This is a genomic window from Rhodococcus sp. T7 (assembly GCF_009872365.1).
In the GTDB taxonomy this organism is placed as follows: domain Bacteria; phylum Actinomycetota; class Actinomycetes; order Mycobacteriales; family Mycobacteriaceae; genus Rhodococcus_F.
In genome coordinates this window covers 12,998-33,667 of the sequence record NZ_WXYH01000011.1, presented here as the reverse complement: position 1 = coordinate 33,667, position 20,670 = coordinate 12,998, and the positions used below count along the sequence as shown (strand labels likewise).

Here is a 20,670-nt window from a genome sequence, read left to right as displayed (position 1 = left end):
CGTGCCCGGATCGGCCAGCGCCGCCGCCACGATCCGCGCGAAACGGTCCACGAACGACTCCACCGTGTCACGGTCGAACAGATCGACCGCATACGTGAACGCACCGGTGAGACCGGACACGGTGCCGCGCTCGTCTCGGATCTCGGTGAGCGTCACGTTCAGATCGAATTTCGCGATCTCCGGATTCATGTCGACGGCGCTCACCGTCAGACCCGGTAGTTCCAGCACTCCCGGTTCGAAGTTCTCGTATGACAGACCCACCTGGAAAAGTGGGTGACGGGCTGTGGACCGGGCGGGTTCGAGTACCTCCACGAGACGCTCGAACGGCAGATCGGCGTGCGCGAACGCGGCGAGGTCGAACTCGCGGACCTGCGCGAGCAGGTCGGCGAATGACAGGTCTCCGGATACTCGCGCGCGCAGGGTGAGAGTGTTGACGAACATGCCGACGAGGTCCTGCAGAGAGGGTTCGCCGCGGCCGGCGACGGGCGTGCCCACGGTGATGTCCACCGCGTTCGACAACCGTGAGAGCAGAACCGACAGCGCGGCGTGCCACACCATGAACGGCGTGGCAGCGGAGCGGGCCGCGAGGTCGGCGACGGCTTTCGCCGTGGCAGCGTCGACCGAGAACGGGACCGTCGCACCAGAATTCGTCGGCACGGCCGGGCGGGGCCGATCGGCAGGCAACTCCAGCAGGTCGGGGATGCCGTCGAGCGCCGCGGACCAGAATTCGATCTGCTCGGCGGCCTGCGACCGACCGTCGGTCTCGTCGCCGAGAAACTCCGCCTGCCAATAACTGTAGTCCGCGTACTGCACGTCCAACGGCGGCCACGACGGTGCCCGGCCGGCCGTACGCGCCGTGTAGGCGAGCAGGATGTCACGTGCGAGCGGGGCCATCGACGATCCGTCGGCGGAGATGTGGTGCACCACCACGGCCAGCACGTACTCGTCGTCGTCGTCGACGGACGGTCGCAGCAGTGCCGTCCGCAGCGGCACAGCCGCCGTGACGTCGAAGCCCTCGGTGGCGAGCTCCACGAGTCGCGCCGGCAGCTCGGCCTCGGTGATCGGCTGCACGGCGAGATCCAGGGACACCTCGTCGGCGCCGACGATCACCCGATGGGGACCGTCGTTCGAGTCCGGATACAGGGTGCGCAGGGACTCGTGCCGCTCGAGGACATCGCGAATCGCCGAACGCAGGCCGTCGCCGTCGAGAGGGCCGGACAAGCGCAAAGCGAAGGGCATGTTGTAGGCCGCGGATGCGGTATCGAACTGGTTGAGGAACCACATGCGACGTTGCGCCGGGGACAGCGGAATCCGTCCGGTACGCGCGGCGGCGACCAGTGGGGCACGTGGTGCCGTCGGCACTGTTCCCTCGATACGCTCCGCGAGCGCCCCGACGGTGGGGGCATCGAACAGGTCACGCAGGGCGAGCGGCGCACCCAACTCGGCCCGAATACGCGAGGTGACCCGCGTGGCGACGAGCGAGTTACCGCCGACGTCGAAGAAGTTGTCCCGGAGGCCGATACGGTCGAGACCGAGAACCTCGGCGAAGATCACCGCGAGGGTGGCCTCGACGGACGTGCGCGGGGCCACGTACTCGGTGGCGGAACCACCGAATTCGGGTGCGGGCAGCGCCTGACGATCGAGCTTTCCACTCGTATTGAGCGGGAATTCGTCGACGACCATCAGCGCCGCCGGAATCATGTACGCCGGCAGGGACGCGGCGATGCACTCCCGAAGTCGCGTGGTATCGAGGTCGTGTCCCGGCTCGGGCACGACGTACGCGACCAGATGATCGCCGGTGCCGGGATCGGAATGGACCAGCACGGCGGCGCTGGTGACCGACGGTTGCGCCCGCAGCACGAATTCGATCTCACCGAGCTCGATGCGCTGGCCTCGGAACTTGACCTGGAAGTCGGTGCGCCCGATGTATTCGAGTGCACCCGCCGACGTCCATCGCACGAGGTCGCCGGTGCGGTACATACGCAGGCCGGCAGTAAACGGATTGGCCACGAACCGGTCCGTGGTGAGATCGACGCGGCCGAGGTAACCCCGGGCCAGCTGCTCGCCCGCCAGGTACAGCTCACCGGCAACGCCGGGGGGAACCGGGTGCAGACGCGAATCGAGAACGTAGACCTGGGTGTTCCACTCGGGCATGCCGATCGGCACCGTGCCGGTGACCGTGGCCGCGGTGTCCCAGTACGTGACCGAGACTGCCGCCTCGGTGGGCCCGTACAGGTTGTGCAGTCCGGCACCGGACAGCGCCCGGAACCGGGTGACGGTCTCCGGGGGCAGCGCCTCGCCGATCACGAAGACGTGCCGCAGAGTGGCGCACGAGGTGGCGGGCACGGACGCGACGAAGGCGTCGAGCATCGAGGGCACGAAGTCCGTGACCGTGACACCGTGCTCGTCGATGACCCGAGCGAGGTACTCGGGGTCGCGGTGACCGTCCGGGGTGGCCAGCACCATCGTGGCGCCCGTGTGCAGCGGCCAGAAGTAACCCCACAGCGATACGTCGAAGGTGGTTGCGGTCTTCTGCAGTAGCACGTCCCGTTCGGTGAGCGCGTATTCCGACTGCATCCACAGGAGCTGATTGACGATCCCGCGGTGCGGCACCGACACCCCCTTGGGCCGACCGGTGGAGCCCGAGGTGTAGATGACGTATGCGGGGTTGTCGGGGCGGAGCGGTGCCAGTCGGTCGGAGTCGGTGACGGGTTCGCCGGAACAGGAATCCAGCGCGATCCGATCGATCTCGACGAACGACGAACCCGCGGGAAGTGCGCCGCGGTCGGCCGAGGTGGTGAGCACACAGACGGGCTGTGCGGAGTCGAGCACATACCCGATCCGGTCCGTCGGGTGGTCGGGATCGACCGGCACGTAGGCACCGCCGGCCTTGACGATCGCGTACATGCCCACCAGCAGGTCCGGTGAGCGCCGCATTGCCAGCCCGACACGGGATTCGGGTCCACCCCGCGGTCGATCAGATGGCGCGCCAGACTGTTCGCGCGGCGATCGAGTTGCGAATACGACAGCGTGACGTCGCCGAACACCACCGCCACCGCATCCGGGGTACGGGCGACCTGCGCGTCGAACAGTTCGGGCAGACTTATCGCGGGCACGTGGTGCCCGGTGTCGTTCCACGTGCCGAGAAGGCGGTCGCGTTCGGCGGCGTGGAGCAGGGGCAGATCACCGACCGCCGTCGCAGAGGATGCCGCGACCGAGCGCAACAGGTTCTCTAATCGCTCGGCCATCGACGCGACGGTCGACTCGTCGAACAGATCGGTGGCGTAATCGAAACCGGCGGCGAGACCACCCGGCGCGCCTCCCTCGACGAACCGTTCGGTGACGGTCAACTGGAGGTCGAATTTCGCGACGTGGACGTCGATTTCTGTCGCCGCGACCTCGAGGCCCGGCAGTTCGACGGCGGTCGGCGCGGTGTTCTGGAACGAGAGCATGACCTGGAACAGCGGATGGTGCGCGGACGACCGGGTGGGGCTGAGCACCTCCACGAGGCGCTCGAAGGGGACGTCGCCGTGCTGGAATGCGGCGAGGTCGGCGTCGCGGACCCGGTCGAGAACCTCCTCGAACGTGTCGCTGGGCTCGGCGGTCGCGCGAAGCACCAGGGTGTTGACGAACATGCCCACCAGGTTGTCGAGCGCCTCCTCGCCGCGTCCGGCGACCGGGGTACCGATGACGATGTCCGTCCCGGCGCCGAGGCGATGGAACAGCACCACGAGGGCTGCGTGGGTGACCATGAACAACGTCGTGCCGGTGCTCTGCGCCAGATCCGCAAGACGCCGATGGACGTCGGCGGGGATCGTGAACTCGACGCGACCACCGCGATACGACATCTCGGCGGGCCGGGTCCGGTCGGTGGGCAGTTCGATCACCTGGGGCACTCCGGCAAGCACCGACCGCCAATGGTCGATCTGCCTGGCGGACAGGCTGTTCGGGTCGTCTTCCGACCCCAGGAGTTCACGCTGCCAGAGGCTGTAGTCGGCGTACTGCACCGGGAGCGGCGCCCAGGCGGGGGCGTGACCGGCCGCGCGTGCCGCGTACGCGAGCATCACGTCGGCGGCCAGCGGCGTCATGGACCAGCCGTCGGCGGCGATGTGATGAACCACGAGAACGAGAACGTGCCGGTCGGGCGCCTCCCGGAACAGCCCGGCGCGCAGCGGTGTGTCGGTGGTGAGGTCGAATCCGGCACCGCCGAGGGCCGTCACCGCGACGGTGAGCGACTCCGCGTCGACGTCGATCGGATCCGTCTCGGCCAGCACGCTCACGACGGGCACGACCAACTGGTGGGGACCGTCCGCGGTGTCGGGGAAGACGGTGCGCAGCGCCTCGTGCCGTTCCTGGACGTCGCCGAGCGCCGCTCGCAGGGCGTCCCGGTCGAGTGCGCCGGTAAGTCGCAGGGCGATCGGCAGGTTGTACGCAGGCGACGCCGTGTCGAACTGGTTGAGGAACCACATGCGTTGCTGCGCAACGGAGAGGGGCACGTGAGCGGGTCGTTCCCGCGCCTCCAGCACCGGACGCGAGTCGGCCCGCGGGCCGGTGTTCGCCGCCGCGACCGCCAGTTGCGCCACCGACGGCGACTGGAAGAGGTCCCGGACCCCGATCCGCACACCGAGGGCGGTGTTCACCCGGGACACGACCTGGGTGGCCGTCAGCGAGTTGCCGCCGAGGTCGAAGAAGCTGGTGTCGACGCTCAGTTCGGGCAGGCCGAGGACGTCGCGGAAGATCCCGACAACGATCTCCTCGGTGACCGTCCTCGGGCGCACGACGTCCGCCGAACGTGCGGCGAAGACCGGTGCAGGCAGGGCGCCCCGGTCGAGTTTGCCCGCCGGGGTCAGCGGCAGCGAATCCAGCACCATGATCGACGACGGCACCATGTACCCGGGAAGACGCTCTCCGACGAACTCCGACAACACCCGGATGTCGACGTCGGTTGCCGGCGCCGGCAGCACGTACGAGACCAGGCGACTGTTCCCGCTCTCGTCGTCACAGCCGACCGTGTGGGCGAACTCCACCACCGGATGCGCAGCCAGCGCGGCGTCGATCTCACCCAATTCGATCCGGAACCCCCGGATCTTGACCTGAAAATCACTGCGGCCCAGAAACTCCAGGACCGGAGGCCCGTCCGGGGCGGTCACCCAGCGGACCACGTCACCCGTGCGGTACATCCGCGCGCCGGTGCCGAAAGGGCTCGCCACGAAACGCTCCGCCGTCAACCCGGCCCGATGCACATAGCCGCGAGCCAGACTGGAGCCGAGGACGTAGAGTTCACCGCGCACGCCGGCCGGGACCGGACGCAACCGGTGGTCGAGGACGACGAGATCGACACCCACGGTCGGTGACCCGATACTCACCAACTGCCCGGGCGCCATCGGTCCGGTAGCGGACGACATGATCGTCGTCTCACTCGGACCGTACGCATTGACCATGATCCGGCCCGGCGCCCACCGCGCCACCAACTCCGGCGGGCACACATCCCCCGCCACCACCACCGTTTTCAGATGGTCCAAACCGCGGTGATCGAGCGACGCCAACGCCGCCGGCGTGCAGAACGCATGCGTCACCCATTGCTCGGCAAGGAACTCCGCCAACTCGGTGCCACCGTAGATCGTGGTCGGCGCCACCACCAGGGTCGCCCCCGCACACACCGCCATCACCAACTCGAACACCGACGCATCGAAACTCGGCGACGCGAAATGCAACACGCGAGAATCCGCCGACACCACCAGACGGTCCCGCTCGTCCGCCGCCAGATTCACCACACCCCGATGCGAAACCGCCACACCCTTCGGCCGGCCCGTCGACCCCGACGTGTAGATCACATACGCCGGATGATCGACCGACAACGCCCGCGTCCGATCGGCGTCCGTGACCGCATCCGCGGGATACGCCGCCGCGGTCGCCCGAAACTCGTCGTCGTCCAATACGATCCAGTGCGTGCACTCCGGCAGACCGTCCCGCCACGCGGCGGTGGTGATACCGATCGGCGCACCACAATCCTCCAGCATGAACGCGATGCGGTCAGCCGGATAGCTCGGATCGACCGGAACGAACGCGGCTCCCGTCTTCGCCACCGCCCACACACTCGACACCGACTCCCGCGACCGCGGCAACGCCAGCGCCACCATGACCTCCGGGCCGACCTGGAGGTCGATCAGGAGGCGGGCCAGCCGGTTCGACGCCTCGTCCAGAGCGCGGTAACTCAGGGTGTCGGCGGCGAGTCCGTGCCCGGGCGCGACGAGGGCGTCGCCGTCCGGGTTGCTGCGCACGGCGCCGACGAGCAGGTCCGGCAGCGTGACCGGTGCGAATCCGGCGCGTCCGGTGGCCGGTACCAGGCTGCGGCGTTCGTCCTCGTCGAGGATCGGGAGGTCGCCGATCAGTCGCGGCGGCCCGTTGCTCGCCCATCCGTGCAGCGTGCCGGTGTCGGAGGTGAGGAAGGCACCGAGGAATCGGGTGAAGCGGGCGTGGTGGGCGTCGAGGACGTCTTCGGAGTACAGGTCGGGGTTGGCCTCGAGGTCGAGGGTGAGGCTGGTGCCGGCGACGCCGTGATAGATGTTGACCGCGAGGTCCGTGACCGGACCGGTGGACAGCAGTTCGAGTCGGCCGACGATGCTGCCGAGGGTGATCTCGTCGTGGAACAGCATGACGTTGATCAGGGGGCCGTAGAAACCCTGGTGCTCGGCGGCCGCGTCGCGCCGGATGTCGATGTGCGGGTAGTGCTGGTGGCGGAGTGCCGCGGTGACTTCCAGCCGGACCGCTGTCACCAGATCGGTGTTCGTCATGTCGGGGGGCACATGGAGGCGAAGCGGGACGACGTTGGACACCATGCCGCCGGAGCGGCGGAGCAGCGCGGTGGTGCGCGCGGTGACGGGCAGACTGACGGCGACCTCCTCGCGTCCGGTCATCCGGGCGAGGTAGGCGGCGAAGGCGGCGATGACTTCGAACGCGGCCGACGAGTCGTGGCGGTCCGTCGCGGCGTCGAGGTGGTCGACGAGGGGGCCGGGGATCTGGCCGCCCGTCGTGCGGCTGCGTGCCCGCGCGGGCGACGTCCGGTCGACGAGGCTGTGCGGTTCGCCGATGGTCGATACCTTCTCGGACCAGTACTCCCGGTCTGTGGCGTAGCGCGACGACGTCCGGTAGTCGTCGTCCGCGCGGGCGACGTCGGTGAGTGCGGCAGCCTTGGACGGCGCGACGGCGCGCCCCTCGACGGCCGCCGTGTACAGCTGTGTGGTCCGGTCGATGAGCGTCATCGATCCCATGCCGTCGAGCGCGACGTGGTGGACACGGCTGTACCAGTAATGACGATCCGGCCCGGTGCACAGGACCGCCGAGGTGACGAGCCGATCGCGGCACATATCGAGCGGAGTGGTGTACTCCTGCCGCATCCATTCCTTGGCCGCCGCCCTCGGATCGGGCTCGTGCCGCAGGTCGACGAACCTGACGGACGCGTCCAGGGTCGGATCGACCAGCTGATAGGGAACTCCGTCGACCTCGACGAGGCGGAGGAAGGCGGAGCCGAGTTCGCGGCCTGCGGCGATCAGCGACTCCGACAGCAGCGTGACGTCGAGGGCACCCACCAATTCGACGCACTGCGCGATGTTGACGGGCACGTCGGGATCGAGCTGCTGGGCGAACCACATCCCCCGCTGAGCGGTGGAGAGTGGGAATGCACCGTCCGGAATACGATCCACGGCGGTCACGTCACCACCCGGCACAGCTTCGACCACCTTGTACGTCCTCTTCCCACTCCGGCGGTGGGATGAACCCACCGGCCACCCAAGAAACTCATAGTGACCTGCGAACCTGGGAATTAACCGAACCTTACCCGGGAGTACGCTTCAGGTTCCTATCGGACGTGCGGTGCAAACCGTTTCAGGGCGTCTCAGAATGTGGGCGAACGGCGCTTTACCCCTGGGTATCACGTTTTGGAGCACCTAACCCAGCACTGCCCCACTCCTTCTGTCGAAGGAATGGGGCAGCGGTTGGTACCGGGGCGCTATCTGGCAGCCACGCCTTTGATCCTGGCGATCCGGTTCCGCAGCCCCCACTGGGTGACCTTGAGGAGGGCCTCGCGGACGATCCCGCCGCTCATCTTGGATTCGCCGATCTCGCGCTCCGTGAACGTGATCGGAACCTCACGGACCGTGAAGCCCTCCTGGATGGTCCGCCACGCCAGGTCCACCTGGAAGCAGTAGCCGTGCGACTCCACCGCGGCGAGGTCGAGTTTGTCGAGCACCTCGCGGCGGTATGCGCGGAATCCGCCGGTGATGTCCTTGATCTTCACGCCGAGCGCCAGCCGGGAGTAGATGTTCCCGCCGCGTGACAGCCACTCGCGGTGCTTCGGCCAGTTGACCACCGTGCCGCCCGGCACGTAGCGCGACCCGAGGACGAGGTCGGCGCCGGCATCGACCTGATCGAGCAAGCGATGCAACTGTTCCGGGGCGTGGCTTCCGTCGGCGTCCATTTCGACGAGGACGGTGTAGTCGCGGTCCAGGCCCCACCGGAAGCCGGCGATGTAGGCGGCGCCGAGACCGTTCTTCTCCGTCCGGTGCATCACGTGGATGCGACCGGCGTCGTCGTTCGACGCGAGGGCGTCCGCGACGTCGCCGGTGCCGTCGGGGCTGCCGTCGTCGACGACGAGAACGTGTGTCCGCGGCAGCGCCGCGTGCAGGCGCCGCACGATCAGGCCGAGATTCTCCCGCTCGTCATACGTCGGAATGATCACCAGAGTCCGTGCGCTCGGTGCCCCGCTCTGCCCGGAATCGGTCTCCGATGCCATGAGGATCCTCCCTGCCGGCAACTGCCGGCGCCTTCTCGGTACTGCTGTGAATCGGTGTGCGAACGGTGCGTCGTCGTTGCACCACGGCGAACGCGACGGCAGCGACGGCGCCGAGACACAGAAGAATCTCCGGAATCGGGCCGAGCCGACTTGCCAGCGTAGTACCGGTGCTCAGCGGCACCTGCGACACCAGGGCCGCGGGGACGAAGAGTGGGGTCTGCTGCACTGTGGATCCGTCGGGTCCGATGATCGCGCTCACACCGCTGGTGGCCGCCACGACGACGGCGCGCCCGTGCTCCACGGCCCGCGCCTTCGACATCGCCAGTTGCTGGTAGGTCATCTCGGTGTCGCCGAACGTGGCGTTGTTGGTGGGGACGGCGAGGAGTTCGGCGCCGCTACGTACCGACTGCTCGAACGCCCGGTCGAAGGCCACCTCGTAGCAGGTCGCGACGCCGACGGCGATCCCGTTCGCGTGCACGACGCCGTCGCCGTCACCGGGAACGAAGTTCCCCGCCCGGTCGGCGTAGGAGGAGAAGTGCCGGAAGAATCCGCGGTACGGCAGGTACTCACCGAACGGCTGGATGATCTTCTTGTCGTGCCGCTCCTGCGGTCCGGCGTCGCCGTCCCACACGATCACCGAGTTGGTGGTGGTGCGGTCGGAGTTCACGAGCACCGCTCCCACCAGAATGGGTGCGCCGATCGCCTCCGATGCGCGGGAGATGTCCGCGGCGGCGTCGGCGTTGCGCAGCGGGTCGATGTCGGATGCGTTCTCCGGCCAGATGACGAGGTCGGGTTGTGGTGCCGCGCCAGACGCGACGTCGTCGGCGAGCTCGAGGGTGCGGTTCACATGATTGTCGAGGACGCGTTTGCGTTGGTCGTTGAAGTCGAGGCCGGGTTTGGGGACGCTGCCCTGGATCGCGGCGACGGTGATCGTCCGGTCCCCCGAGTCCATTCCCGGCAGCGTCGGCCACAACGCGAGCGAGACGACCGTCGCGGCGAGGGCGGCGACCAGACCGCCCGCGAGCGGCCGCACCCAGTTCGCGGCGCCCCTTGCCCGGGCCCCCACCGTCACCGCGACGGACGCCAGTCCGGCACCGGTCAGCGCGACGGCGAAGCTGAGCAGCGGGGAACCCCCGATGCTCGCTAGCGGCAGGAACCAGCCCTCGGACTGACCGAACGCCAACCGCCCCCAGGGGAAGCCGCCGAACGGCACACTTGCCCGCAGCCATTCCGTCAGCGACCAGCACGCCGCGATCCACAGCGGCGCCCAGCGCAGCCGCGACACCAGCACCGCGAGCAGCCCGAACAGTCCGATGAACAGCGACTCGACCGCTGCGAGCGCAAGCCACGGGAGGGCGCCGACGAACACCCCGATCCACGGGAGCAGCGGCACGAGGAAACCGAGTCCCGCGAGGTAGCCGTAGCCGAACCCCGCGCGCAGCCGCGGCGCCGCACCGCCGGCACCGGTGAGGACCAGCGTCAGCAGGGCGATGCCGAGGGGCGCGAGAAACCACAGGGGGCGGGGCGGAAATCCGGCGAAGACGAGGAATCCCGCGGCGACCGACAGGACGGAGCGCACGAGCACGCCTCGCTTTCCGGTGGTCCAGCGTGCCGTCGTGCTACCGCTCATGGACGACGCTCCCCCGGTGAACCGAACGCAGCAGGACCGGCGTGGGCGCGTCGTCCTCGAGACGTGGAAGGGCGGGCACCCGGGACCTGGGATCGGTCGACCACCGCTGCACGGAGTCTTTGGGGGCACTGACCACCAGTTCGCCCGCATCCCACACGGCGTACGACGCCGGTGCGCCCGGAGAGAGTGTCCCGGCGAGACCGTCGCGGACCCCACCGGCACGCCACGCACCGCGGGTGGCCGCCGAGAACGCCGCGCGGGGGGAGATCCCGCTGCCGGGCGTGCGGTGGTGGACTGCGGCGCGCAGCATCGCCCAGGGTTCCACCGGGGTGACCGGTGCGTCGGAGCTCAGCGCGAGCGACACCCCAGCGGAAGCGGCGGCAGCGAACGGGTTGAGAGTGAGGGCGCGATCGGTTCCGAGGCGCTGCGCGTACAGGCCGTCGGTTCCGCCCCAGAGGGCGTCGAATGCGGGCTGGACGCTGGCGATCACACCCCACTGCGCCAGGCGCGCCGCGTCGTCTCCGGTCATCATCTCGGCGTGCTCGAGTCGGTGCCCGGCCGCCGCGATCGCGGGACCGCCCAGTTCGTCGGCGACGACGGCGAACGCGTCGACCGCGGCCCGGACGGCGGCGTCGCCGATGACGTGGAACCCGGCCTGGATTCCGGCGATCGTGCAGGCGCGCACGTGGGCGGCGATCTCGTCGACTCCCAGGTAGCTCTTGCCGGTTCCCCCGTCCAGGTCCGCATACGGTTCGCTCAGCCACGCCGTGTGCGAGCCGAGGGATCCGTCGATGAACAGGTCGCCGCCCAGCGCGTGCGCGCCGGTGGCGTCGAGCAGCTTCCCGGCCTCGTCGGCGTCGGTGACCGCCTCACCCCAGTAGCCGCGGACCTCGACGCCGTGCGGGGTAGCGAGGAGTTCACGGAAATCGTCGAGTCCGGCGATGTCGGGTCCGCCGCACTCGTGGACCGCGACGATGCCGCGCGAGGCGATGGCGTCGAGCGCGGCGATGCGGGCGGCGGACCGCTGCTCGGCCGTCAGCAGTGAGCGGGCGACGGTGCGGGCGGCGTGGTGCGCCTCGAAGGTCAGCGGTCCCTCGGACGAGAACCCGGAGGTCTCGCTCAGGCCCGGAACCGACCGGCGCAGGGCCGTCGAGCACACGGCCGAGTGGACGTCGATCCGGGACAGGTACACGGTGCGTCCGGGGGCGGCCTCGTCGAGTTGCGCCGTGGTGGGGCCGGTACCTTCCGGCCATGCCGATTCGTCCCAGCCGTGTCCCCAGATGACCGCGTCGGAATGGGTGCGGGCGAAGGACGCGAGCCGGTCGAGGCACTCGCGGAGCGATCCGACCCCCACCAGGTCGAGTCCGACGATGTTCAGGCCGAGCGCCGTGACGTGCACGTGAGTGTCGACGAACGCCGGAGTGACGAACGCGCCGCCGAGGTCGACCACCTCGGCGCCGGGGTGCAGCGCGCGGGCCGCGCGGTCGTCGCCGACCCACGACACGACTCCGTCGGTCACTGCCATCGACGTGGCGTCTGGTGCAAAGGAACTGTAGATTCGGCCGCCGACCAGCAGTTGTGTAGTCACAGGCAACCAGTCTGCCTGTTAGGGCAGAACGTGGGGATCACGGGTCGGGGTTCGGGGCTCCTCGTCGATCACTTCGCCCTCGAAGACCTCGTCGACCACCTCTCCCTCGATCACCTCACCGCGACCGCGCCGGGGTGCCCGCGCAAACGCCTCGGCTCCTGCCGCGACGGTCGCGGCGCGTCGTCCCGCCAGCAGGACGACGACGGGCCGGAGGGCCCACCGCGTGGGCGGAATGAGGAAGAGCAGTCCGAGCACCGAGGTGACCAGGCCGGGAACGAACATCAGGGCGGAGCCCAGCGCGACGAGTGCGCCGTCCGCGACCGCGGCCCCCGGTGAGCCGTCGCCGCCCGCCGCCCGGCGCAGTCCGTCCATCACACGACGCCACTGCGACCGCATCAGCAGCAGTCCGATCAGCGTTCCCCCGAGCAGGAGGAGCACCGTCCACAGCACGCCGATCGCGTGACCGACCAGGACGAGCGCGGCGATCTCCACCACTACGTACAACAGGAACAGTGCGGCGTACATGACGCCCCCTTTCGGACGGCCGGTTCATCGAGGGTCTGGGTCAACCGTCTGATCGTTCAACGTTCGAGGTCGCCGTTTTTCTCCCGGCCGCAGATATCGAAGCGGGCACGATGCTAAACCTCAAGTTGACATTGAGACTCTGCGCATGATGCAGTTCACTGCGATGGGGGTCTTCCGATCCCGCGCACAACGAGGAGCCGAAATGACTCGTTCCACCGTCTTCCGCCGAGCCGCAATCGTTCTCGCGTCCGCAGCCGCCTTCGGCATGCTGTCCTCGGGACCGGCGTCGGCAGCACCGGTCGCCGACTTCGCGAAGGGCGCCGCCGAACTGCAGGCGCTGGCCACCGAGGTCTCCCCCGCCGCGAGCGCCGCCGTCGACGCGCTTCTCGGCGCCAGCGTGTTCATCCCGAAGGACGTGCTCGAAGTCGGACTCACCACGCCGCAGGACTTCATGTACCCGTCCCCCACCCTCGGGTGCGGCGTCGCCGACAAGCCCGCGACGGTCACGCTGGCCAGCGCACAGGGCGGACCGAACCTGTTCCCCCAGATCAGCGCGAACCAACTCCGCTTCCAGGCGATCCCCGCCTACGTCGCGATCCCGCAGTCGTCCGAACTCAGCGTCGCGTGGATCAACCTCACCACGTTCCAGGGCGGCATCGTCAAACTCGACGACAAACTGCCGATCATCAACACACCGCTGCTGTCGAAGATCGTCGACACCGGCAAGGGCACGGTTCTCGCGACGATGTTCGGCACGGTCGGCTACGCCGACGCGGTCACGTGCACGGTGGTCCCGACCGTCGGCACCTTCACCGTCTGACCGCAGTACGCTTCCCCACCCGCCGGCCTACGAGCCGGGTCGCACCAGGCCCGTCTCGTAGGCCAGCACCACGGCCTGCACCCGGTCGCGGACGTTCAACTTGGTGAGAATCCGGCCCACGTGCGATTTGATGGTCGACTCCGACAGGAACAGCTGAGCGGCGATCTCCGTGTTCGACAGCCCGGTGGCGACCAACTGCAGAACCTCCCGCTCACGCTCGGTCAGCACGTCGAGGACCTCCGGATCGCGCAGCGGCGCCGGACCGTCCTCGAGGAATCTCGCCAGCAGCCGGCGGGTCACCTTCGGCGACACCACGGCATCCCCCGCGGCCACGCTGCGAATGGCCGACACGAGGTCTTCAGACGGGGTGTCCTTGAGCAGGAACCCGCTGGCCCCCGCCCGCAACGCACCCATGGCGTGCTCGTCGAGGTCGAACGTGGTCATCACCAGCACGCGGCTCGCGACCCCGGACTCCAGGATCTGGGCGGTCGCGCTCACCCCGTCCACCACCGGCATCCGGACGTCCATCAGCACCACGTCGGGTTCGAGTTTGCGCACCGCGGCGACGGCCGCCGCCCCGTCGCTCGCCTCACCGACCACGGTGATGTCGTCCTGGGCGTCGAGCACCATGTTGAGGCCCATCCGCATCAGTTCCTGGTCGTCGACGAGTAGCACGGTGATCGGCACAGCGCCAACCTAACACCGCGCTCCGGATGCATGCGCAGCCCGCGGGACGGGCGGTCACGAGTGGATAACCAAACGAAGACAGCCATTAGCCCTGGCATACGCTCGAAGTCTGCCTATGATCGAGACGGCGGACAGGTCGGAGAGCCCACGGATCGGGGTGTCCAGATGCGAATCGCGGATGTGTTGCGGAACAAAGGTCCCGCCGTGGTGACGGTGGATCCGGAAATGCCGGTCAGCACCCTGATCGGCGAACTCGCCCGGCACAACGTCGGAGCCCTGGTGGTCACGGAGAACGACGCCGTCGTCGGGATCGTCACCGAACGCGACGTCGTGCGCCGCATCCACGAACGCGGCCCCGACATCCTGAATGCGCGGGTCGTGGACATCATGACGACGTCGGTGTTCGCCTGCCTGCCGAGCGACACCGTGGACAGTCTCGCCGAGACGATGACCGAACGCCGGATCCGGCACCTGCCGGTGATCGTGGACGGCCAGTTGGTCGGCATCGTCAGCATCGGCGACGTGGTCAAGAGCCGGATCGGCGAGTTGCAGACCGAACGTGACCAACTCGAGTCCTACATCGACCACGGCTGAGCGAGGACCCCATGCCCCTGTTCGTCGTCGAGTACACGTACAGCCCCGAGACGTCGGCCCTTCGCGACGATCACCGAACACAGCACCGTGCGTGGCTCTCCGAACTTCTCCGTCGCAAGATCTTGCGATCGAGCGGACCTCTCGCGAGCGGTCACGGTGCGCTGTTCATCGTCGACGCCGAGGACGAGGGCGCGGTCGCACGGCTGTTCGCGCACGATCCGTTCGCCGAGGAGAACCTCGTGGCGAAGGTGCAGATCCGCGAATGGGCGCCTGCGATGGGCGAATTCAGCGAGTAGCACGCCGGAACCCATCGGCGGCGGGCGGTCCCGCGGCCTGGGGACTCAACCCGCGGAACCTGGACCGGGTGTGCCACCGGTTGCGCCTCCGACCCTGCGCCGTCGATTTCCCGCCAACCCGCGCCGCTAAACACTCACCGCGCGTACGACCTCGTCACGTTCGGGTTCGGTGGCTGCGCGGCGCCCGCGCCTGCCCTCTACGATGTCGCGGTGTCCACAGGATTGCTGAACCCACCGCTCGATCGGTCCACCCCGTCGCCGGTCGCGAACCCGCACCGGGCGCCGGCGATCCTCGCCGCGTCCGGCGCGGTGGTGGCGGCCGTGTTGTTCTGGGTCGTGTCCGGCAGCCTCACCGACGATGCCTACATCAGTCTGTCGGCCGCCCGGAACCTGGCCGTCCACGGCGAGTGGGCGATCGTGCACGGACTGACCGCGAACACGTCGACGTCCCCGCTGAACGTGCTGGTGCTCGGGGCACTGACGTTCCTGACCCGGTTGTGGGGCCCGAGCGATCCGCTGCTCGCTCTCGGGATGCTCAACGTCGCCGTCACCGCGCTGCTGGGGTGGGTGCTGGCCCTGATCGGGCGGCGACTCGGCCTCGGAACGTTCTGGGCGGCGCTCGCCGGTGCGCTGGTGGTGTTCAACCCGTTCGTGTTGTCGGCGGTCGGGCTCGAGGTGCTTCTGATCCCTGCCGCGGTCGCGGTGATGGTGTGGTTCGCGCTCGACGGGCGGGCCGTGTGGTTCGGTGCGGCCGCGGGTACGGCAGCGCTGGTGCGACTGGACCTGCTCGTGTTCGTTCTCGTCATCGCGACCCTGTCGCCGGCGATTCGCGGCCAGGTGAGTCGGGCCCTCGCCGGCTTCGCCGCGATCGCCGGGCCGTGGTACCTGTTCAGCTGGCTCGTCCTCGGCTCGGCCCTGCCCGATACCTTCCTGATCAAGCAGGGCCAGGCTTCCGACGTGGGCGGGTTCAACTACCTCACCGGCCCGATCATGTACTTCGAGTCCAGCCTATGGCGGACCGTCGCCGCTTTCGGGCCCGCGGCACTCGGATTCGTCCTGCTTCTCCTCGCGCTCTTCTCGTACGCCCGCTACCGGAAGCGACCTGCGCCCTTGCCAGGGGCGATCCTCGCGCTCGGGCTGTCCGGCGCCCTGTACTACATCGCCTACGTCGTCCTCGACACCGTGCCGTACCACTGGTACTACGTGGCGCCCGCAACGACGCTGGCGATGTTCGCCGTCCTCGCCGCCGGCACTTACTGGACGGCCGCTCGCGACACCACGGACCGCGCCGCCGTCGGTGCACTCGCCGGTCTGCTCGCCGTGCTGGGCGCCGGCGCAGTGTATTTCGACGTCGAGGGCGGCCTCCCGTGGGAGGCACCACCCATTTTCGGCAACTGGGCGAGTGCGCAGGACTACGAGCGGGTCGGCCGTGCGGTCGGGGCACTCGTCGGGGACGCACCGGTCCGGTCTCCCGGTGAGATCGGCACGCTCGCGTACTTCTGCGAATGTGTCATCGTCGACGAGTTCTCCGACCGCGGGTTGGTGGTCGAGGACCGGTTGGTGCCGCGGCTCGCCGAGGCCTCCGAGCCGGCGCGAACGCTGCTGCGCGCCAACTACGCGTTTTTCGACTACCGGCTGGCGCCGGTAAACCCCGCCTTCGACCTCCGGTACGGGGAGGGCCGCGGTCCCGGCGGTCCGATGTCGTGGGAGGTGTTCTCCGCGGCCCGCGGAGTCGGCCACTTCACCCTGGTGCCGCTCACCGCCGGCTGAGGCGGCGGCGTGGAACGCCTTCGACGATTCGGCGCGGACCGTCCTCGAAGATCTCGTAGCCGGGGGTGAGGACGTGATCGGGATCGAAGGTGCGCTTGGCCTCACGGAGGCGGTCGAACGCAGGCCCGAAATGCCGGCGCCAGTCTTCGGGTGACATGGGGAACGCGCTGACCGGGTAGAGCGTGCCGCCGTTGCGTCGGACTCGTTCGTACACGGCCCGGTTGGATTCTACGAGCCGGTCGGCGTTGCCGCGGTCGGCGGTCGTCGGCACCCGGACGAAGTTGAACGCGAAGCACAACTCCTCCGCGGGTGTGCGCAGCAGCGGACTGGTGATCGCCCCGGTGCGGATCGGCGACAGGACGATCTGGCCGAGTGCGCCGAGGTCGTGTGCGGGGTCGATCCTGCCCAGCTCGTCGTCGACCACGTCCTCGACCCGGGAGTCACCGATGAACGTGGTGATCCAGGGATGCGGGTGGAACCACTGACCGTTGGCGCGCAACGCCGATTCCAGCCCGGCCAACCGGTCCAGGTAGTCGGGGTACGGAATTGTGCTCGGCTTCCGCCCGGCCGGATCGTCGGACAGGCCGGCGAGCAGGACGCCGTCGTCCGGTGGGCTCCCGGTGAAGAACTTCGCGACGTCCACCTGGAACGCCACTCCACCGGACGGTGCTACCGGAATCGCCCCCTGCACGGCACCGAAGCGGCCGTCGCGAACCAGGAGACGCTCGTCCCGCAGCATCGTCGCCAGGTCCGGGTAGGACAACACGAACCTGCGGACCTGCTGTGGCGCCTCGACGAGCGCGAGCGTCGCCTCGGTGATCACGGCCACCTGGCCGAGGCCCGCGCGCACCGCGTCGAACAGGTCCGGGTGGTGCTCCGCCGAACAGGTGATCGTCCGCCCCGCACCGGTCACCACGACCATCGAAAGGACGTTGTCGCTCTGGACGCCGTGCCGCCAGGTCGTGCCTCCGACGCCCCCGACGGCGAGTGTCCCGCCAACCGACAGCCCGAGGTAGTCGGTGAGCACGGTCGGGGTCTTTCCCTGCGGCAGCGTGGCGGCGAGCACCTCACTCCACGTCGCGCCCGCACCGACGACGATACGGTCGCCCCGGGCCCTGCCGACGAACCGCTGAGTCGACATGTCGGCCACGACACCGTTCGGGGCGGACGATCGTCCCCACACCGAGTGCCGCTGTCCCTGCGCGGCGAACGTGCGGCCCCGCTTCGCGGCCCAGCAGATCGTCGCGGCGACGTCGGCGGTGGAACCCGGCAGCAGAACGACGTCCGGCGACGTACCCACCAGGTGCCCGAAATCGTCGGCGGTGGCGTCGCGCGTCGCCTGGTCGAAGCGCAACTCGCCGTCCAAAGCCGGTGGCGGCACGTCCCTTTTCCGTGCGGCGGACACGCCGGTGGCTACCGCCGCAGCGTCGGCGACGGCGGCAGCGATCAACACGGTTCGACGAATGGAACGCATCAGGTTCTCCCCCGCTGAATTCTACGACCGGGCAGCCGGTGTCTGCCGACCGTCACGTGCTCGCCGGGTCCCTCGTCGTTTCGAGTCGCTGAAGCAGGGCGCGTGCTCCGTCGAGGAACAGTTCGAGTGCGTCGGGATATGCACTGCGGTCGGAGAGTCCGACGAGAAGTCCCGCGGTCGCAGCGATATGCGGGTGCGTCTCGGCCGGCAGTTGCGTGTAGGACGATCGCCACAGTTCCCGGTCGGACTCGCGGACGTCGTCGGGTAGCGCGAGTTCGGCGCCATCGAGTGCGGCGAACGCCAGCATCTGATCGACGAACGCCCGGTAGAGGCGGACGGCTGCACCGTCGGGAAAACCCGCCTCACGCAGTATTCCGAGAATCGTGTCGACGGCGGCTTGCTCGGACGCGCGGCCGCTGACCCTGCTGGCCGACAGGACTGCCGCCTGCGGGTGGTCCAGATATGCCGCATGTGAACGTATTCCGAGTGCGTACAGGTCCCGCCACCAGTCCCCGGTGGGTTCCCAGCCGTCGAACGACCGGCCGATCAGCTCGTCGGCGATCGCCAGAGTCAGGTCGTCGATGCCGTGGAAGTACCGGTACAGGGTGCTCGGGTCGGCACCCAGCGCAGCCCCGAGACGGCGGGCGGACAACCCTGCGCTGCCGTGATGCCGGAGCAATCGCAGCGCCGTCTCGATGATCGTCTGTTCCGAGAGAACGACGCCCTGCTTCGTCGGCCGGTGTCTCCTCCTGGGCGAGTCCGAGACCATCTGCTTCGCCAATTCCGGGCTCCTTCCCTCGCACCCTGCCTTATGCCAACACCGTTGACCATGTCGACATCGACAGTGTTGCATGTCACACGCAGGGAGCGAAAGCCCAGGCACCGGGCACGACACGTCTGGATCGGCGCGTGACATCGCACCCTCCCCACCCTTCGAGCGAAAGCGACGCAGATGGCAACAGTGAACGACGGCGCGGCCGGCGCACCCAGGGCGACGGCCTTCCGCAAATCCCTCGGTGTCATGGACGGCATTGCGATCGCCGCCTCGAGTACGGCGGCGACGACCAGCATCGGTGTCGGACTGGGAGTCGTCGCCACCGTGGTCGGGCTCCAGATGCCGGTGGTGCTGTTGCTGGCCTTCGTCCCCATCCTGGGAATTGCCAGCGGATATGCCCGGCTCAACCGGGTCGAACCCAATTGCGGCAACAGCTACGTATGGGTGGGCCGCAGCCTCAGTCCGTGGCTGGGCTTCCTCACCGGCTGGATGGCCATCGTCGCCGTCGTCGTGTTCATGGCCTACACCACCGCGATCGCCGGGTCGGCGATCCTGCAGCTCGGCGGCATGGCCGGCGTGCACAGTGTCGCCGGACTCCCGCTCGATCCCGATTCCACACTGCAGTCGACGCTGCTGGGCCTCACCGTTCTGGGAGCGGTGACGTTCACCGCCGTCCGCGGCGTCGCGGTCGCGGCACGGTTGCAGAAGTACCTCCTCGTCTTCGAGTACGTCGTGCTGATCGGTTTCTGCACGTACGGGCTGTTCGCCGGGAGCCAGCCGTTCTCGCTCTCCTGGTTCAACCCCTTCGAAATTCCGTCGTTCGCCGTGCTGGCGCAGGGCATGGTGATCGCCGTCTTCTTCTACTGGGGTTTCGAAGCGGCGTTCAGCGTGAGCGAGGAGGTGCGCGATCCGCGCGACGCGTCCCGCGCCGGTGTGATCACCGTCTTTCTGGTTCTCGGCTTGTTCCTGCTCGGAGCCGTGGCATTCCAGCGCGTCCTCACCCCCGCGGAACTCGCGGACAACGGGACCGTCGGACTCGCGTATCTCGGCGAGGCGCTCGCCGATCAGCCGCTGGCCGCGCTCCCCGTGGTGGCGTTGATGTTCTCCGTCGTCGCTTCACTCCAGGCCACTGTGATACCCAGTGCGCGTGGACTGTTCGCGATGGGCAGGGACCGCACCCTCGGCCCGGTGTGGACCCGGATCCACTCCCGTTACGGAACCCCCGCAGCCGGTACCGTGCTGCTCGGCGGCATCTCCGCCGTGGTCGCGCTGCTGGCCACGGTCATCCCCAAGCTGAGCGATCTTCTCGGGGCAGGCATCAGTTCGATCGGACTGGTGGTCGCACTCTGGTACGGCCTGACGGCACTCGCGGCCGCTGTGCGGTTCCGCGGACTCCTGCGGGAACATCCGTGGGAGGGACTGCGCGCGGTCGTGTTTCCCGCGCTCAGTGCCCTGGTGTTACTGGCGCTCGGCGGATATCTGGGCTGGATCTTCTACACCTCCGCCGATCACCTCGAAATCAGCGCGACCAACGGATGGTTTCAGCTGCTGTTCCCGGTCGTCGTCGTGATCTCGGGACTGATCGTGGCCGCGCACGCGAAATGGGTCCGCCGATCACCCTATTTCGTCACCGGCCGCGGAACCGACGCCGACGACGCGACCCTGCTCGCCGGAGATGCGCCCACAGAAGCCGCCGTCACCACCCGCTCCTGATCAGCCC

General features: G+C 68.7%; 12 protein-coding genes and 1 pseudogene. 5 read left to right on the top strand and 8 right to left on the bottom strand.

The window, feature by feature from the left end; translation table 11 throughout:
- Positions 1-24 precede the first annotated feature (24 nt).
- The 5 genes and pseudogenes from MLGJGCBP_RS54125 to MLGJGCBP_RS01515 all read right to left on the bottom strand — a co-directional run.
- Positions 25-7,622: pseudogene (locus MLGJGCBP_RS54125) on the bottom strand (amino acid adenylation domain-containing protein); the annotation flags it as partial.
- A gap of 386 nt (positions 7,623-8,008) precedes the next feature.
- Complete coding sequence (locus MLGJGCBP_RS01530; protein ID WP_160093802.1) at positions 8,009-8,791, bottom strand: polyprenol monophosphomannose synthase; 783 nt, start codon at positions 8,789-8,791, stop codon at positions 8,009-8,011.
- Complete coding sequence (gene lnt / locus MLGJGCBP_RS01525) at positions 8,718-10,421, bottom strand: apolipoprotein N-acyltransferase (protein WP_160093801.1); 1,704 nt, start codon at positions 10,419-10,421, stop codon at positions 8,718-8,720. Before lnt ends, MLGJGCBP_RS01530 begins: the two co-directional genes overlap by 74 nt.
- Positions 10,411-12,015, bottom strand: coding sequence for an amidohydrolase (locus tag MLGJGCBP_RS01520; RefSeq protein ID WP_160093800.1), 1,605 nt, complete (start codon positions 12,013-12,015; stop codon positions 10,411-10,413). The genes lnt and MLGJGCBP_RS01520 overlap by 11 nt, the downstream gene beginning before the upstream one ends.
- Before the next feature lie 12 nt (positions 12,016-12,027).
- Positions 12,028-12,534 carry an FxsA family protein gene (locus MLGJGCBP_RS01515; RefSeq protein ID WP_160093799.1) on the bottom strand — a complete coding sequence of 169 codons (507 nt, stop codon included), beginning with the start codon at positions 12,532-12,534 and terminating at the stop codon, positions 12,028-12,030.
- A 202-nt stretch (positions 12,535-12,736) separates the two neighbouring features.
- On the opposite strand from MLGJGCBP_RS01515, the gene MLGJGCBP_RS01510 reads away from it, so the two are divergent.
- Positions 12,737-13,354 (top strand): hypothetical protein, encoded by a 618-nt coding sequence (locus MLGJGCBP_RS01510; RefSeq protein ID WP_160093798.1) that lies wholly within the window; start codon positions 12,737-12,739, stop codon positions 13,352-13,354.
- 27 nt (positions 13,355-13,381) lie between these two features.
- Here the strand turns inward: MLGJGCBP_RS01510 and MLGJGCBP_RS01505 are convergent, their stop codons facing one another.
- A complete protein-coding gene (locus MLGJGCBP_RS01505) occupies positions 13,382-14,041 on the bottom strand; it encodes a response regulator (protein WP_087557443.1) in 660 nt (219 codons plus the stop codon).
- Between the two features lie 165 nt (positions 14,042-14,206).
- On the opposite strand from MLGJGCBP_RS01505, the gene MLGJGCBP_RS01500 reads away from it, so the two are divergent.
- The 3 genes from MLGJGCBP_RS01500 (at position 14,207) to MLGJGCBP_RS01490 (ending at position 16,701) form a co-directional block, all read left to right on the top strand.
- Complete coding sequence (locus MLGJGCBP_RS01500; protein WP_160093797.1) at positions 14,207-14,635, top strand: CBS domain-containing protein; 429 nt, start codon at positions 14,207-14,209, stop codon at positions 14,633-14,635.
- A gap of 11 nt (positions 14,636-14,646) precedes the next feature.
- Positions 14,647-14,931 carry a YciI family protein gene (locus tag MLGJGCBP_RS01495; RefSeq protein WP_087557445.1) on the top strand — a complete coding sequence of 95 codons (285 nt, stop codon included), beginning with the start codon at positions 14,647-14,649 and terminating at the stop codon, positions 14,929-14,931.
- Positions 14,932-15,141: 210 nt separating this feature from the next.
- Positions 15,142-16,701: a hypothetical protein gene (locus MLGJGCBP_RS01490; RefSeq protein ID WP_160093796.1), complete on the top strand. Its 1,560-nt coding sequence runs from the start codon at positions 15,142-15,144 to the stop codon at positions 16,699-16,701.
- Here the strand turns inward: MLGJGCBP_RS01490 and MLGJGCBP_RS01485 are convergent.
- Both MLGJGCBP_RS01485 and MLGJGCBP_RS01480 read right to left on the bottom strand, forming a co-directional pair.
- The gene (locus tag MLGJGCBP_RS01485) at positions 16,688-18,175 is read right to left on the bottom strand and encodes an FAD-binding protein (protein WP_236580869.1); all 1,488 of its coding nucleotides are present in this window, start codon (positions 18,173-18,175) and stop codon (positions 16,688-16,690) included. The two genes, MLGJGCBP_RS01490 and MLGJGCBP_RS01485, sit on opposite strands and share 14 nt — an antisense overlap.
- 52 nt (positions 18,176-18,227) lie before the next feature.
- A complete protein-coding gene (locus MLGJGCBP_RS01480; protein WP_160093795.1) occupies positions 18,228-18,956 on the bottom strand; it encodes a TetR/AcrR family transcriptional regulator in 729 nt (242 codons plus the stop codon).
- A gap of 171 nt (positions 18,957-19,127) precedes the next feature.
- Here MLGJGCBP_RS01480 and MLGJGCBP_RS01475 point away from each other — a divergent pair, with 171 nt between their 5' ends.
- Positions 19,128-20,663, top strand: coding sequence for an APC family permease (locus MLGJGCBP_RS01475; protein ID WP_160093794.1), 1,536 nt, complete (start codon positions 19,128-19,130; stop codon positions 20,661-20,663).
- Positions 20,664-20,670: the final 7 nt, after the last annotated feature.